The organism is Pseudomonas sp. AMR01 (genome assembly GCF_041946035.1).
Lineage (GTDB): Bacteria > Pseudomonadota > Gammaproteobacteria > Pseudomonadales > Pseudomonadaceae > Aquipseudomonas > Aquipseudomonas antarctica_B.
The window spans coordinates 67,800-83,897 of the sequence record NZ_JAUTYR010000008.1 but is presented as its reverse complement, the minus strand read 5'-3'; the positions used below and the strand labels follow the sequence as shown (position 1 = coordinate 83,897).

The following is a 16,098-nucleotide window of genomic DNA, read 5'->3' as shown; positions in this document are numbered from 1 at the left end:
CGCATGGTTATAGCCGGCCTCTCTATTTCCGTCCTTCACCGGTCGGTTGTGCCATGGATGGTTTGCCATCCCTCCTCACTTTCGGAGATTGATATGCGTCTTGCTTCCACTAAAACTGCGGCGGCCCTCTGCGGCGGCCTGATGCTGGCCCTTAGCGTTCCGGCCAGCGCCGCAGTCGACGCCAAGTTGCTCGACATGCTCAAGGCCAACGGCCAGATCACCAATGCGCAGTACACTGAACTGCAAATGGAATTGGCCAGGGACCAGAAAGAACAGCAGATCGCACGGCAGGCTCAACAAGAAAGCAACGAGCAGATCGCAGCCACCGCGAAAAAGACCAACGACCTGAGCGTGTTCGATCAGAAGCTGGCCTGGGCCGCCAAGACCCAGTTCAAGGGTGACGTACGGTTCCGTCAGGAAACCATCAAGATCGACGGCGAGCCCAACAACGGCGGGCGTGACAAGGACCGTCAACGTATCCGTGCACGTCTGGGCGCCTACACCGAAATCAACTCGCAAGTGGACACCGGCATCCGTATCGCCACCGGCGGCGGCGACGATGCTCGCTCGACCAACCAGGACCTGGATAACTACTTCGACAAGAAGTCGATCTGGCTGGACCTCGGCTATATCGACTACCACCCGACCCAGATCAAAAACCTGCACGTGATTGGCGGCAAGATGCTCCAGCCATGGGTCAACATGGGCGACGTGATCTGGGATGGCGACATCAACCCAGAAGGCCTGGCATTGACTTACAAGTACCCATTGGGCAGCAGCGCCGAGTTGTTCGGTAGCCTGGGTAACTACAACCTCAAGGACAACGTGGATGGCGACGGCGTGCAATTCCGTCACGACCTGCGTATGACCGCTGGCCAGTTGGGTACGCGTTTCTCGGTGACCGACAACCTGAAAATGACCCTGGGCGGCAGCGTCTACGCTTACAAAAACGACGAAGACAGCCGCTGCACCACCACCACAACGCCTTGCGCATTGGCGGTCAACGGTAACTCGGCCAACGGCGAATTCCGACTCTATGAAGGCTTTGCTCAAGCCGACATCGGCGGCCTGGCTGTGCCTCTGGCGTTCTACGGCCAGTACGTGAAAAACAATGACGCCGTGACCGATCAGGACACTGCCTGGTTGGTCGGTGCCAAGTCCAAAGTGTTCGGTTTCAACCTGGACTACAACTACCGCGACACGCAACGTGATGCAGTGGTCGGCGCGTTCACCGATTCGGACTTCGCCAACGGCACCACCGGCTCGCGCGGTCACAAGATGAAGGTCAGCTACGACATCGACAAGAACTTCGCTCTGGGCGCCACGTACTTCCTGACCAAGGCTGACTTTGCCAGCCGCACTCAGCGTGATGCCAACACCAACACCCTGCAGTTGGATGCTGAAGCCAAGTTCTAAAGGTAAGTGTGAAAAGCCTTGGGCCAGGACGGCCCGAGGCGGTTGCAACAGCCTCTCGTGGGCAGGTCGATCCCCATCATCCGTTCGACTCACCCACGCGAGCCTGCCTTTTCCCCCGCCTTTACTGATCTTTCAGCCGTTCGGCCGCAAGCCGTTCAGCCAATGCGTCAGCATCCTTTACCGGCTCCTCCGGCATGATTTTCAGTGTCGCCTGCATCAGGCGCATCTGACGGATAAAACGCCGGCAGTTGGGGCAGAACATCAAGTGATGACGCACCAGCAGACGCTCGCGAATGGTCAATTGCCCATCGAGGTAATCACTGGAGCGGGCCACTTGTTCTTTACAGGTCAACATTCGCCCGTTTCCTCAAAATGCTCCACCGTGGCGAAGACTTTAAGCCGTGCTCGATGCAACAGCACACGGACATTGGAGAGCGAGAGAGTCAGAAGATTACAGATCTCCTCCAATTCCAGTCCTTGGCGTTCACGCAGCACCAGCACGCTGCTTTGCAGCTCCGACAAACTCAACAATGTGTGTTCCAGGCATTTGCGCAATTCATCCTCGGTCAGCAAGGCTTCCGGGGTGTCCTGGTGCCAGGCATACGGGGCGACGGCCCAGTGGCCATCGTCTGGCACGAAGCGGTCGTCACCAATGGTGCCGTGGGGCGAAGGCAAATCGTCGAGCAACACTTCCCGGCGATTTTTTTTGTAGCGGCCTTTGGCGGAGTTGGCGGTGATGGTCAGCAGCCAGGTCTTGAGGCTGGAACGCCCTTCGAAATTGGCCAGGTTGCGCACTACAGACAGCCAGGCATCCTGCACCACTTCGTCAGCATGGCGTTGGCCAACAATCGCATAAGCCACCGCACGCATGGCGCTCTGGTAGGTGGTGACCAATTCCTTATAGGCCCGCTGCTCGCCCTTGAGCAATCGTTCAAGCAGGTGCGTGTCGTCCGCTGCTGCCATCGTTTACCTCAATCCTGCTGTGGAAATCCGACACCTGTGGGAGCTGGCTTGCCTGCGATAGCGGCGGTGAATTCACCCTCGTCATCGCAGGCAAGGCAGCTCCCACATTAACCGCATTCTGGCTGTCTATCAGCGTTTACGCAGGATTACGCTGCCGATCGAATAACCGGCACCAAACGAACTCAGCACTGCGACGGCACCTTTCGGCAAATCGTCCTGATAGGTGTGGAACGCAATCACCGAACCGGCTGAGCTGGTATTGGCGTAGGTATCGAGAATTACCGGCGCCTCTTCGATCGAAGCCTCGCGGCCCAACAGTTTTTTCACGATCAGGTGGTTCATGCTCAGGTTAGCCTGATGCAGCCAGAAGCGCTTCACATCGCCGACGTTCAGCTGGTTTTCCTGCAAATGCACACCGATCAGCTCGGCGACCATCGGGCACACGTCACGGAATACCTTGCGGCCTTCCTGCACAAACAACTTGTCGGGAGCGCCAACGCCTTCTTCCGCGGTACGGTTGAGGAAGCCGAAGTTGTTGCGGATGTTATTCGAGAACTTGGTCAGCAGCTTGGTGCTTACCACGTCGAATTGGTGCTCGGAGGTGGCCAGATCAGCACGCTCCAGGACCACCGCAGTGGCCGCATCGCCGAAAATGAAGTGGCTGTCGCGGTCACGGAAATTCAAATGGCCGGTGCAGACTTCCGGGTTGACCATCAGGATCGCCCGGGCCTGGCCCAGCTGGATGCTGTTGGCGGCGTTCTGAATGCCGAACGTCGCCGAGGAACACGCCACGTTCATGTCGAAACCGAAGCCTTCGATGCCCAGGGCTTCCTGCACTTCAATGGCGATGGCCGGGTAAGCGCGCTGCAGGTTGGAGCAGGCGACGATCACGCCATCGATATCGGCAGCGGTCTTGCCAGCGCGCTGCAAGGCTTGTTCGGCAGCACCGATGGCCATCTGGCAGAGCACTGACCATTCGTCATTGCTGCGCTCGGGCAGGCGCGGGGCCATGCGTTGCGGGTCGAGGATGCCGTCTTTGTCCATCACAAAGCGGCTCTTGATGCCCGACGCTTTCTCGATAAACGCTGCGCTGGATTCAGTCAGCGCCTGCACCTCACCGCGCTCGATGGCGGCGGCGTTGCTGTCGTTGAACTGTTGCACGTAAGCATTGAAAGACTGCACCAGCTCTTCATTGGAGATGCTGTTGGCCGGTGTGTACAGGCCAGTGCCGCTGATGACGACGTTATGCACGGTCGTTCCTCTAAATCTGTCAGGCAGAAGATATTGGTACCGTCGTACCAAATATTAAGTCGTCCGATGCCTTCCAGCGGGCATCAAACTGGCAACGCTTTATTCCATCACGCCGTGACTGCAACAGCGCATCACGACGATCCCGGCATTTATAACCGCGAAGTTTGCCACAATCTCGGGGATTTGGCGCTATTTCCAGGGTGAGTTCCGCTCTCACTGAGGGACCCTGGATTGAGTGTGGGAGCGGGCTTGCTCGCGAATGCGGCGTGTCAGTCACTGCTTGCTTGACTGATACACCGCATTCGCGAGCAAGCCCGCTCCCACATTTTGACCTGCTTCGCCCTGGAGACCGAGAACCGACTCAGGCTTCGACCAAACTCCATTGCTTGCTCAAACGCTTATCGGAAATCGGCACCTTCGTGCCCAGTTGCTGAGCAAACAACGACACGCGGTACTCCTCAAGCCACCAGCGGTAGAGCTCCAACTGCGGGTCGCGCTTGCCTTCCTGGGCGTGTTTTTCCAGGCGGTTTTCGTACTGAACCCACAAACCGGCCAACTCGCCGCTCCACACGCGGTCTTTTTGCACCTGGCTCGGCAGTTTTTCCAGCCTCAGTTCGATGGCCTTGAGGAAACGCGGCAGCTCCTTGAACCACTGAGACGGGGTTTCCCGCACGAAACCCGGATACACCAGGTTGCTCAGTTGCTGCTTGATGTCGTTCAACGCAACCGCCTGGGCCAGGTCGATTTTGCCTTTGAAGCGCTTTTGCAGGCCGTGCCACAGCTTCAGCACTTCCAGGGTAAGCCGCGCCAGGCGTTCAGCGTGCTCGGTCCAGCCGCCCCGCTTGCGTTCGGCCAACGCCGCCAGCCCGGCACCGTCGCGTGGCAGGCTGGCTTCGCCTTCAAGTACACAGGTGTCGAGGCTGGCCAGCAGGATGTCTTCCACCAGCGCATCGATACGCCCCAACTCGCGGTACATCAGGCCCAGTTCGGTCAGCCCCGGAAGTTTGCCACGCAGGAATTTTGCCGGTTCCGCCAGTTGTTGCAGCAGCAAACGCTGCAATGCGCGGCGGTGCTGGAACTCGGCTTCGGCGGCCGTCGAAAAACGCCCTTCCTTGACCGTGCCGTTTTCTTCGACCAGCGCCGGGTAAACCGTCATCGACAGCCCGGCGATCTTTTGCTGGGTCTTCTCGGCCACCGCCGCAAACACCTTGGCTTCCACCGGCTGCTGGCTTTTCGCGGTTTGCGGCACGGCCAACGCGGCTTGACTGGCCTCGGCAAAGCGCGCGGTCAGCTCGGCGAGGTCGCGGCCTTCGCCGAGGAACTTGCCCTGGCCGTCGACCACTTCCAGGTTCATCTTCAAGTGGTTTTCCACCTGCTGCGCCGCCTCGGCCCACGCTTCATCGCTGACCCGCGCGCCGGTCATGCGCAGCAATTCGCGCCCCAGCGCCTGGGGCAGCGAGCCCTGGCCGAACTCAATGCGTTGCAGCGCGGCCTTGACGAAGTCCGGCACCGGTACAAAGTTTTTGCGCAGCGCTTTCGGCAAGTTGCGCACCAGCGCGATGCACTTGGCTTCGATTACTCCAGGCACCAGCCACTCCAGACGTTCCGGCGGCAAGGCCGGCAACAGCGGCGCCGGCACGCGCAGGGTCACACCGTCGCGCGGGTGGTTGGGTTCGAAGTGGTAACTCAGCGCCAACTCCAGATCGCCCAGGTGCAGCGTGTCAGGGTAATGCAGAGCGGTGACTTCACTGGCCTCGCGGGCCAGCACGTCTTCTTCGCGCATGATCAGCAGTTGCGGGTCTTTCTGACTGTTGACCTTGTACCAGCTGTCGAACGTGGCGGTTTGATGGATCTCCGCCGGCAAGCGCGCGTCATAGAAGGCGTACAGGGTTTCTTCATCCGCCAGAATGTCGCGGCGGCGCGCCTTGGCCTCCAGCTCATCGAGCCGCTCAAGCAGTTGCTGATTGGCCGTCAGGCACTTGGCCCGCGACTGAATCTCGCCACGCACCAACCCCTCACGGATAAACAGCTCGCGTGACACCACCGGGTCAATCGGCCCGTAATGCACCGGGCGGCGCCCGACCACAATCAGCCCGAACAGGGTGATCTGCTCAAACGCCACCACTTGGCCGCGCTTCTTCTCCCAGTGCGGCTCGAAGTGGTTTTTTTTGATCAGGTGCCCTGCCAGCGGCTCGATCCAGTCGGCGTCGATTTTCGCCACCATGCGCGCGTACAGCTTGGTGGTTTCCACCAGTTCGGCAGTCATCAGCCATTGCGGGCGCTTTTTGCCGATGCCCGACGACGGGTGAATCCAGAAGCGTCGCTGACGCGCGCCAAGATAATCGCCATCTTCGGTTTTCTGGCCAATCTGGCTCAACAGACCTGACAGCACCGCCTTGTGCAGTTTCGGGAAGTCCGCCGGCTCTTTGTTGATCGTCAGCTGCATGTCGCGGCAGATCAGGCTGAGTTGGCGATGGGAGTCGCGCCACTCACGCAGGCGCAGGTAATTCAGGAAATTCTTGCGGCACCAGTTACGCAACGGGCTGGCGGTCAACGCCTGGCGCTGCTCTTCAAAGCCGCGCCACAGATTCACCAGGCCGGCAAAGTCCGAGTCTGGGTCTTTCCATTGTGCGTGCGCCTGATCGGCGGCTTGTTGACGCTCCGGCGGGCGCTCGCGCGGGTCCTGGATCGACATGGCGCTGGCCACGATCAGCACTTCCTGCAAGCTGCCGAGTTTGGCCGCCTCCAGCAGCATGCGGCCCATGCGCGGGTCCACCGGCAGGCGCGCCAATTGGCGGCCAAGCGGCGTGAGCTGGCTGTTGCGGTCGACCGCCGAAAGCTCTTGCAGCAGGTTGAAACCGTCGCTGATGGCCTTGCCATCCGGCGGTTCGATAAACGGGAAGTCGGTGATCTCGCCGAGGCGCAGGTGCAGCATCTGCAGGATTACAGCGGCAAGGTTGGTGCGCAAAATTTCCGGGTCGGTGAATTCCGGGCGCCCGATAAAATCTTCTTCGCTGAACAGCCGAATGCAAATACCCGGCTCAACCCGGCCGCATCGGCCTTTACGCTGGTTGGCGCTGGCTTGGGAAATCGCCTCGATCGGCAGGCGCTGGACCTTGGCGCGGTAGCTGTAGCGGCTGATGCGCGCGGTGCCGCTGTCGATTACATAACGAATGCCCGGTACGGTCAGCGAGGTTTCGGCGACGTTGGTTGCCAGCACCACACGCCGGCCAGGGTGCGACTGAAAAATCCGCTGCTGCTCAGCCGGCGACAGACGCGCGTACAGCGGCAGAATTTCGGTGTGTTTGAGCTGAGCCTTGCGCAGCATTTCAGCGGCGTCGCGGATCTCGCGCTCGCCCGGCAGAAACACCAGCACATCGCCGGGGCTGCGGCGCTCGCTGCGTTCGTAGGCCGCGATTTCATCGAGGGTAGCGAGGATTGCCTGGTCGACCGTCAAGTCGTCCTCGACGCGGTTGCCCTCCTCGTCCTGCTCCAGCGTCAGCGGGCGATACCAGGTGTCCACCGGGAAAGTGCGACCCGAGACCTCGACGATCGGCGCGTCGTCGAAGTGCCTGGAAAAGCGCTCAAGATCGATGGTCGCCGAGGTGATGATGACTTTCAGGTCGGGGCGACGCGGCAGCAGGGTTTTCAGGTAGCCCAGCAGGAAGTCGATGTTCAGGCTGCGCTCGTGAGCTTCGTCGACGATGATCGTGTCGTAGCGTTCGAGGTAGCGGTCGTTCTGGGTTTCCGCCAGCAGGATGCCGTCAGTCATCAGCTTGATCAGGGTGTTCGAATCGCTTTGGTCTTCAAAGCGCACCTGATAGCCGACCAGCGCGCCCAATGGCGTGGCCAGTTCTTCGGCAACCCGGCTGGCAACACTGCGCGCGGCAATTCGGCGTGGCTGGGTGTGGCCGATCAGGCCGTACTGGCCGCGACCGATTTCCAGGCAGATCTTCGGCAACTGCGTGGTTTTACCCGAACCGGTCTCACCGGCAATGATCAGCACTTGATGCTTGTTCAGCGCGGCCTTGATTTCATCGCGCTTGGCGGCGATCGGCAGGCTGTCGTCGTAGCGAATCACCGGCAGGCTGGCGCGCCGCGCGGTCACTTGTGCGCAGGACGCCTGCATGCGCGTGACCCACTGCGCCAGCTTCTCCTCGTCGGGCTTCTTGCGCAGCTCAAGCAACTGGCGCCGCAAGCGATTGCGGTCGGCGAGCATGGCGTGATCGAGGGTTTTGAGCAGTTGGTCGATAGTGGGCGCTTGGTCAGTCATCAGGTACTTGACGGTTATCTATATAGGCACGGCCGCCAAGTGTGGCAGAAAAGCGCCTTATCGGGCAGACAGCTATGCAAATGTGGGAGCGGGCTTGTGTGGGAGCGGGCTTGCTCGCGAATACGGTGGATCAATCAACAGATGCATTGACTGACACCCAGCATTCGCGAGCAAGCCCGCTCCCACACAAGCTCTTTCCCACAGGAGATCGGCGTTTACAGAGGTTCTTTGCGCCGGTACGGGAACACGTCGATGACTTTGCCCGCGCGAATCGCCGCTTGCAGGCTTTTCCAGTAGTCGGCGTTGTACAGCTCACCGTGCAACTCGTCGAACAGCCTGCGCTGAGCGGCGTCGGCAAACAGGAACGGCGGGAATTCTTCGGGGAACACGTCCAGCGGGCCAATGGAATACCAGGGTTCGGAAGCCATTTCGTCCTCCGGCGTACGGGGCGCGGGGATGTGGCGAAAGTTGGCCTCGGTGAGAAAGCAGATTTCGTCGTAATCGTAGAACACCACGCGGCCGTGACGGGTGACGCCAAAGTTTTTCAGCAGCATGTCGCCGGGGAAGATGTTCGCCGCCGCCAGTTGCTTGATTGCCAGGCCGTAGTCCTCAAGCGCCTCACGCACCTGGGCGTCGCTGGCGTTTTCCAGGTAGAGGTTGAGCGGGGTCATGCGCCGCTCGGTCCAGCAGTGGCGAATCAACACGGTGTCGCCGTCGACTTCGACAGTACCGGCGGCAACCTCAAGCAGTTCGGCCAGGCACTCGGGTTCGAATTTGCTCAGGGGAAAGCGGAAATCGGCAAATTCCTGGGTATCGGCCATGCGCCCTACCCGGTCGACGCTTTTCACCAAACGATACTTCTCGATCACCGTGGCGCGGTTGACGTTTTTCGACGGCGAAAAACGGTCCTTGATGATCTTGAACACGGTGTTGAAGCCCGGCAGGGTGAACACGCTCATGACCATGCCGCGCACGCCGGGAGCCATGATGAATTGATCATCGGTGCCTGCCAGGTGGTCGATCAGCGCGCGGTAGAACTCCGACTTGCCATGCTTGTAGAAACCGATGGAGGTGTACAGCTCGGCAATGTGTTTGCCGGGCAGGATGCGCTTGAGAAAGCCGATAAATTCCGCCGGCACCGGCACGTCGACCATGAAGTAGGAACGGGTGAACGAGAAGATGATCGACACGTCGGCTTCGTCGGTGATCAGCGCGTCAATCTGGATGCCGCGCCCTTCCTGGTGCAGCAGCGGAATCGCCAGCGGCCATTGCTCGTCGCGGGTGTAGAGGCGTCCTACCAGGTACGCACCTTTATTGCGGTAGAGCACCGAGGAGAACAGCTCGACGTTGAGGTCCGGGTCTTTGCACACCCAATCGGGCAGGTTCTCGCGCAACTGTGCTTCGAGGCGGCGCAGGTCGGCGGGCAAATCGGCGTAGGGTTCGCTGAAACTGTAATCGGCGAAGATCTGCGCGAGCATCTCGGCAATCTTGCCGGCCGGCGTGTACAAGCGTGTTTGGGCAGCGCGCGCCCGGCCCAGGCTCGGCCGCGTGGTGTGGATGAACATGCAGGCGTCGCTGATCAAGTCATGGCTGAACAGGCCGCAGAAGATCGAGTTGTACCAGGTCTCGGACAGCTCATCGTCAAAGCGCAGGTCGATCAGGCCGATGTAGGCGCTTTTGACCACAGGCCACGCGTCGACTTCAAGCAACGTCGCCTGGTCAAAGCCGGCGCGCAATCGCGCCGTCACCTCACTGACTTTCTCCTCGTACAAGTTGATGCGCGCCGCTGAAGCGATTTGCCCCTGCTGCCACTGCGCCTTCTCGAAACGTTCGCGGGCGCCGTCGGTGATCTGGCGAAACTGCTCACGGTAATCGTCAAATCCATCGAGGATCATCCGGGCGATGGCAAGGGCGGATTGCGACATGCGGGAAACCTCGAACGGGCATCGGGAAGCCCTGAGCTTAGCCAGTGAACGAAGGCAGGAGAAGGAAGATTTTTCAAACGACGTTGTACAAGTTATTGGAATTCGTACATTTATTTTGCACTTCATAACCAGACCAAACGGTCAAAAAAAATCACTCCAAAACGCCTCACGTTTCGCCTGCAAGCCTTTATCCCGCGTCTTTGCGCCTGATCCGTAAAAACTCGACGCTGTCCCAACCTTACACACTTATAAACACTTTGAAACAGCGTAAGGGAAACCCCGATTACCACATCAATGGCACTTTGCTATACAGCGCGCCCTTTCCCACCCTAACAAGGTCAGAAGACCGATCCGGGAACAGGTTCTAATCGTCTAAGGAGCAATAAGATGTCATTGAGGAATATGAGGATCGGTCTGCGCGCCAGCCTGAGTTTTGGCGTGCTGGCAAGTCTGCTGGTGATCGTCGGGATGTTCAGCCTGGGGCAAATGGCCAAGTTGCGAGAAAGTGCACTGGTTATCGAAGATTCGTGGATGCCGAACATCGAGAGTATCCACGACGCTGCCGCGTACATCGCGGTTATCCGCCTGGAATCCCTGCGCCTGGTGACCACCGACGAGTCGCGCATACGCGACACCAGCAAAAGCCAGATCACCCACCAGCGCGGCGAACTGCAAACACTGTTTGAGCATCATGAAAACCTGTTGAGCGGCGACGAGGAGCGCGCCATGTTCGAGCAGCTCAAGGCCGACGTGAACACCTACGTCACCCTTGTCAGCCAGTTGGTCGCCCTGGTGGACAAGGGCCAGCAGCAAGACGCCATTGATCTGCTCACCAGTCGCATCGCGCCTCAAGGCGCCGTGCTCAACAAAAGCCTTGAGGCCCTGATCAGCTTCAACCAGAAAGGCGTGAAGGGCGCGGCAAACTCGGCGGCGCAAATGTATACCAGCGCCCAATGGGTGGTCGGCCTGATTATCGGCTGCGCACTGGTTGCGACCTTGGTGCTGGCATGGTTACTGACCCGCAGCATCACCACGCCCATCGCCCAGGCGCTGGCCGTGGCACGCACCATCGCCGCCGGTGACTTGAGCCGACCCATTGTGGTGAGTGGCCGTGATGAGCCGGCGCAATTGCTGACGGCGCTGGCCGCGATGCAAGCGCAACTGCAAACCACCATCAGGGGCATCAGCGACTCGGCGCAGCAACTGGCCTCCGCCGCCGAAGAGATGAGTTCGGTGATGGAACAGAGCACACGCGGCCTGCAGGCGCAGAACGATGAAATCGAACAAGCCGCCACCGCCGTCAACGAGATGAGCGCGGCGGTGGATGAAGTGGCGGGCAATGCAGTGTCCAGCGCCGAAGCGTCCAAGGCCTCCGATGAAGACAGCAAGCACGGCCATTATCAGATCAGCGAAACCATCAGCTCGATCCAGAACCTGGTAGACGAAGTGCTCGGCGCCTCCAATAAAGCCGAAGGTCTGGCTTCGCAGGCTCAAGACATCAGCAAAGTGCTGGAAGTGATTCGCGGCATTGCCGGGCAAACCAATTTGCTGGCGCTGAACGCCGCCATCGAAGCCGCGCGCGCAGGCGAAGCCGGGCGCGGTTTTGCGGTGGTCGCTGACGAGGTGCGCTCGCTGGCGCAACGCACGCAGGATTCCACCGAAGAAATCGAACAGATGATCACCGGCATCCAGCAAGGCACACAGAACACCGTCGGCGCGCTGAACAGCAGCGCCGAGCACGCTGGCCAGACTTTGCAGCGGGCAAACGGCGCGGGCAGTGCCCTGGAAAAAATCACCGCCGCCATCTCGCAAATCAGCCAGCGCAACCTGGTGATCGCCAGCGCGGCCGAGCAACAAGCGCTGGTGGCCCGTGAAGTGGACCGCAGCCTGGTGAACATTCGTGACCTGTCCTCGCAAACTGCCGCCGGTGCCAGCCAGACGTCGGCTGCCAGCCAGGAGCTGTCACGCCTGGCGGTGGACCTCAATGGCCTGGTAACCCGGTTTGTCCTGTAATTAGCGATTGTATCGGGCAGGCCACTGGGCAAGAATCGCGGCCTTATGAAGAGAGGCGCGCGCCGTGAGACCTGTCGATACGTTGTACTTGCTGGGGCTCGCTGCCATCTGGGGCGCGAGCTTTCTGTTCATGCGCATCATCGCGCCAGAAATCGGCACGGTGCCGACCGCGTTTTTCCGCGTGTCGATTGCCGCTGCCGGTTTGCTGGTGATCTTCACCGCGATGCGCGTGAAATGGGACTTCCAGGGCAAGTTCAAGACCGTCCTGCTGCTGGGCGTGATCAACTCCGGGATTCCGGCGACGCTGTACTCGGTGGCCGCCCAAGTGCTGCCCGCCGGCTATTCGGCAATCTTCAACGCCACCACGCCGCTGATGGGCGTGTTGATCGGCGGGCTGTTCTTCAGTGAGCGCCTCACACCTTCCAAAATTGCCGGCGTGTGCCTAGGCCTGCTTGGCGTGGGCGTACTGTCCCGTGCCGGGCCGGTGGCGTTTGACAGGGAATTGCTGACAGGCGCATTAGCCTGCCTGCTGGCCACCACGTGCTATGGCTTTGCCGGTTTCCTCGCACGGCGCTGGCTCGACCAGCGCGGCGGGCTGGACAGCCGCCTCTCGGCCCTGGGCAGCATGCTCGGCGCCACGCTGTTCTTGCTGCCGTTTTTTGCCTACAGCGCGATCAGCCACCCGCCGGCGAGCTGGGGTGGCTGGCACGTGTGGTTGTCATTGCTGGGGTTGGGGCTGGTGTGTACGGCGTTTGCCTACATTCTGTACTTCCGCCTGCTATCGTCCATCGGGCCGGTCAAGTCGATGACGGTGACCTTCATGATTCCGCCATTTGGCGTGCTGTGGGGCGCGTTGCTGCTGGATGAGCCGCTCTCAATGGCGCACCTGTATGGCGGCGTGTTGATCGGGGCGGCGTTGTGGCTGGTGTTACGCGCCGGGAAGCTGGCCAGATGACTGCGCTGGCAAAACCATCGACTCACCTACCCCGCGCCCCATGACAAGGCACGGTGCAGGCCGTTGTGAAATGACGCGGAATAAACCATGAATAACGCTGCACATGGACGGGCGGTCAACATATTCGTTCTTTTGGCCTTGTCGGCTTTTTTCGTCATCGGCAATTTTCTTTGGCAAGGGCATGACAGCTTCAACCTGTGGGATGAAGGGTTCCTGTGGTACGGCGCCAGGCAAATAATTGCCGGCCAGGTGCCCATCCGGGATTTCATGGCCTACGACCCTGGCCGGTACTACTGGTCGGCGGGGTACTTTGCTCTCGCAGGCGATACGGGAATCATCGCGTTGCGCGCCTCCGTCGCGGTGTTTCAGGTGGTGGGCATGTACGCGGGGTTGTGGACGCTTTCCATTGCGCTACGCGCAAGCGCGCTGAAAAAGTTCGCTTTTCTGTTTATTTCAGGCGTCGCGCTCATGGCGTGGATGTACCCGCGACACAAGATCTTTGATATATCCATTTCAATGATCATCGTCGCAGGCCTGGCCTACCTGCTGCTCAATCCAAGCGTAAAGCGCTACTTTCTGCTGGGCGTCATTGTCGGCCTCGCGGCGGTATTCGGCCGTAATCATGGGGTGTATGGCGCGCTCGCCAGTGTGACCGCCATGGGTTGGCTCGCCATCAAGGCGCCCCACACGGCCCCTGGTTTCAAAGGCATCCGGGCCTGGATGGCGGGCGTTGTCGTGGGCTACCTGCCGGTAGTCGCCCTGTGCTTGCTGATACCCGGTTATTTTTCAGCCTTCATCGACACGATCGTGTTCATGCTGGAGCAAGGAAACACCAACCTGCCGCTGCCCATCCCATGGCCCTGGACCGTTGGCTTTGGTACCGCCGGCGTTGTCATCGAGACGCGATGGTTCCTTGTCGGGCTGTGCTTCATGGCATTGCTGGCATTCGGCATCGGCGCACTCGGCTGGGTGTTCAAACAACGGCTGCAGGGTAAAGCGGTACGCCCTGAACTGGTGGCAGTGGCGTGCGCTGCCCTGCCGTACGCGCACTTTGCCTTTGCGCGGGCAGACGTCGGCCACCTCGCCCAGGGTATTTACCCCGTGCTGCTGGGCACCTTCATCCTGTTGGCGGCACTCCACTCGTGGGCGTGGAAATTGACACTGGCCGCACTCACTGCCTGTATCAGCCTGTTCATCCTGGCCGCGTGGCAGCCTGGCATACTCGCTCGCACTCAGGACGGCTGGCAGCAGGTTGAGGTTTCTGGCTCGACGCTATCCATGGACGCCGGCACCGCCGATGCAGTGAAACTCTTGCGCGACCTGACAGACCGTTATGCCCCTGACGGCAGAACCGTGCTGGTACTGCCCTTCTGGCCGGGCGCCTATCCCTTGCTGGAACGCAAAGCACCACTGTGGGAGATTTACGCCCTATCACCTCGCTCCGATGACTTTCAGCGCGCAGAAATTGAACGGATAAAAAAAGCCGATCCGGGGTTTGTACTGGTCTTTAACCTGGCGATGGACGGTCGAGAAGCGCTGAGGTTTTCCAATTCGCACCGTTTAGTGGACGACTATGTTCGTAGCCATTTTGAAGCCGTGCAGCCTACACCCGACCCGGCTTATCAGATTTATAAGGCGCTTCCAGAGGCGAAAAACAAACTGACCGGGGAAAAGGTTGTAGAGTGATCAAAATATAGCCAGTTGATTTGTAAACTCGCCGCCCGCGTGCACGGTAATGGTTATATAGCGTCCTATTGAAGAGGATGGGTCAGTTTTGGTTAACTTTAATCGACACCTTGACGGACTTTCCGGCCGGCATATAGCGATAGCCGTCGTTGCGTTGATGTTCCTGACCTACTTCTGGATAGGCTTTATCCCACTCCATGACGGCGCGGGATGGGACGGCAACGATTACGTGGCCTACGTGCAGATGCTGGCCTCCGGCGTACCCATCACCAATGACCCCTATCGACTGGTCAGAATGTCGGGGTTCCTTCAGCTCATGCCTTTCGCCTGGCGTGGAGAAGGCAAGGAAACACTGATTTTCATCCAGCTGTTATTTGACATTGGGTGCATGGCCATTGGCACTGGCTGCTTGTTCAGTTGCCTGCGCACATTGGGCGTTACACCGCATAAAGCAATTTTATCCTTGGCCTTGTTTACGTTCAGTTGGGCTGGCCTGGTGATGCCTGTTTTCTATCCACTGTTGAGCGATAATCTGGCCATTCCTTTTTGCTGCATCGCCTTGTGGTGTTGGGTTAATCAGAAAACAGTTGCGCTGCATATTATCTGCGCGTGGTTCGTCTGGTTATTCCCGGCGCTGTTTGTCGTTCCACTTGGTTTAATTGTCTTTCCTTACGCGCATAAAAACACAACCACGTTTCACATCACCCATTCAAAACGTATACAGAAATCGCTATTTGCTGTTTTTCTAGTGGTTGGCCTGGCGGCTTATCATCACTTCATGAAAGACATCACTGAGATGAAAATTGCCACCCACATAATCAGCGGTGGTAAAACCGCGCTGGTGGGCTTCATACCGATCTCGATACTGATTCAATCGGTCATTATCGGGTTGCTCGCCTGGATAGCGGCGAGTATTGCGTGCAGCCCGCAACTGTATCGAGGCCTCAGCGTGCAAGGCCTGGTGCTGGGCGTCTGCACGGTTGGCATCAGCTTTCTGACAATGCGCACGCTGATTGATTTTTCGACAGGTTTTCAAGGGCCCCCACTGCTCGACAACCTGATGATGCAGAGCGCCGGTGCGCCGCTCAAACCCTGGATTTCGCACTTCCTGTACTTTGGTTTCTGTGTCTTGCTGGTTGCCGTGTACTGCATTCGCTGGTCATTCAACGGCGACCGTAAGGTGCCGATCAGTTTGCTGGTGATTTTCACCCTGTTCTCTCCACTTCTGAGCTTTGGCTCCGAGAGCCGGCAGTGGATCGGGATCTTTCCGGTGGCGATTGTGATCTACGCACTGATGGAGATTAATTGGCGGCAGCAGGTGTTCATGGCGGTCCTGGCGGTATTCTCTCTGTTTACCCTGTTCGGGCTCAGAGAGGCTTCGCAGACAGCGGTCGAGCACACGCTGGGGCTGCAGAGCTCCGAATGGCAGTATTACTTTGGGCGGCAAGGCCCTTGGATGTCTGTGGAGTCTTATGAGTCCGGCGTGGTCGCCTTGATCATAGTGATTGTTACCTATCTGTACCTGGGTGCAACCGGCAACAAAAAAGCTGTCGAGGTCGAAAGCTAAGGCTCACGACACACCCATAACAAGGCCCTGGCCCCTGAAGCTTGATTCA

10 protein-coding genes are annotated in these 16,098 nt (G+C 59.2%); 5 read left to right on the top strand and 5 right to left on the bottom strand.

What is annotated here, in order from left to right:
• Nucleotides 1-93: 93 nt before the first annotated feature.
• The gene (locus Q7C20_RS10135) at nucleotides 94-1,416 is read left to right on the top strand and encodes a putative porin (protein ID WP_348061428.1); all 1,323 of its coding nucleotides are present in this window, start codon (nucleotides 94-96) and stop codon (nucleotides 1,414-1,416) included.
• A 121-nt stretch (nucleotides 1,417-1,537) separates the two neighbouring features.
• Here Q7C20_RS10135 and Q7C20_RS10130 read toward each other — a convergent pair whose 3' ends face one another.
• The 5 genes from Q7C20_RS10130 to aceK form a co-directional block, all read right to left on the bottom strand.
• Entirely contained in the window at nucleotides 1,538-1,771 is a 234-nt protein-coding gene (locus Q7C20_RS10130) for an anti-sigma factor family protein (protein WP_375067066.1), read from the bottom strand.
• Nucleotides 1,765-2,379, bottom strand: coding sequence for an RNA polymerase sigma factor (locus Q7C20_RS10125; RefSeq protein WP_348061424.1), 615 nt, complete (start codon nucleotides 2,377-2,379; stop codon nucleotides 1,765-1,767). Before Q7C20_RS10125 ends, Q7C20_RS10130 begins: the two co-directional genes overlap by 7 nt.
• A 129-nt stretch (nucleotides 2,380-2,508) precedes the next feature.
• The gene (locus Q7C20_RS10120; RefSeq protein WP_348061422.1) at nucleotides 2,509-3,630 is read right to left on the bottom strand and encodes a beta-ketoacyl-ACP synthase III; all 1,122 of its coding nucleotides are present in this window, start codon (nucleotides 3,628-3,630) and stop codon (nucleotides 2,509-2,511) included.
• A gap of 361 nt (nucleotides 3,631-3,991) precedes the next feature.
• On the bottom strand, nucleotides 3,992-7,903 hold the full coding sequence (gene hrpA, locus Q7C20_RS10115; protein WP_375067063.1) for an ATP-dependent RNA helicase HrpA: 3,912 nt from the start codon (nucleotides 7,901-7,903) through the stop codon (nucleotides 3,992-3,994).
• Nucleotides 7,904-8,118: 215 nt separating this feature from the next.
• Complete coding sequence (gene aceK, locus Q7C20_RS10110) at nucleotides 8,119-9,828, bottom strand: bifunctional isocitrate dehydrogenase kinase/phosphatase (protein WP_375067061.1); 1,710 nt, start codon at nucleotides 9,826-9,828, stop codon at nucleotides 8,119-8,121.
• Nucleotides 9,829-10,215: 387 nt separating this feature from the next.
• Between aceK and Q7C20_RS10105 the strand changes: the two genes are divergently transcribed.
• The 4 genes from Q7C20_RS10105 to Q7C20_RS10090 all read left to right on the top strand — a co-directional run bounded on the left by Q7C20_RS10105 (nucleotide 10,216) and on the right by Q7C20_RS10090 (nucleotide 16,049).
• Nucleotides 10,216-11,841, top strand: a complete 1,626-nt coding sequence (locus tag Q7C20_RS10105; RefSeq protein ID WP_375067059.1) for a methyl-accepting chemotaxis protein — start codon at nucleotides 10,216-10,218, stop codon at nucleotides 11,839-11,841.
• Between the two features lie 64 nt (nucleotides 11,842-11,905).
• Nucleotides 11,906-12,796, top strand: coding sequence for a DMT family transporter (locus Q7C20_RS10100; RefSeq protein ID WP_348058151.1), 891 nt, complete (start codon nucleotides 11,906-11,908; stop codon nucleotides 12,794-12,796).
• An 87-nt stretch (nucleotides 12,797-12,883) separates the two neighbouring features.
• Entirely contained in the window at nucleotides 12,884-14,482 is a 1,599-nt protein-coding gene (locus Q7C20_RS10095; RefSeq protein ID WP_375067057.1) for a hypothetical protein, read from the top strand.
• A 157-nt stretch (nucleotides 14,483-14,639) separates the two neighbouring features.
• Nucleotides 14,640-16,049 carry a hypothetical protein gene (locus Q7C20_RS10090; protein WP_375067055.1) on the top strand — a complete coding sequence of 470 codons (1,410 nt, stop codon included), beginning with the start codon at nucleotides 14,640-14,642 and terminating at the stop codon, nucleotides 16,047-16,049.
• Nucleotides 16,050-16,098: the final 49 nt, after the last annotated feature.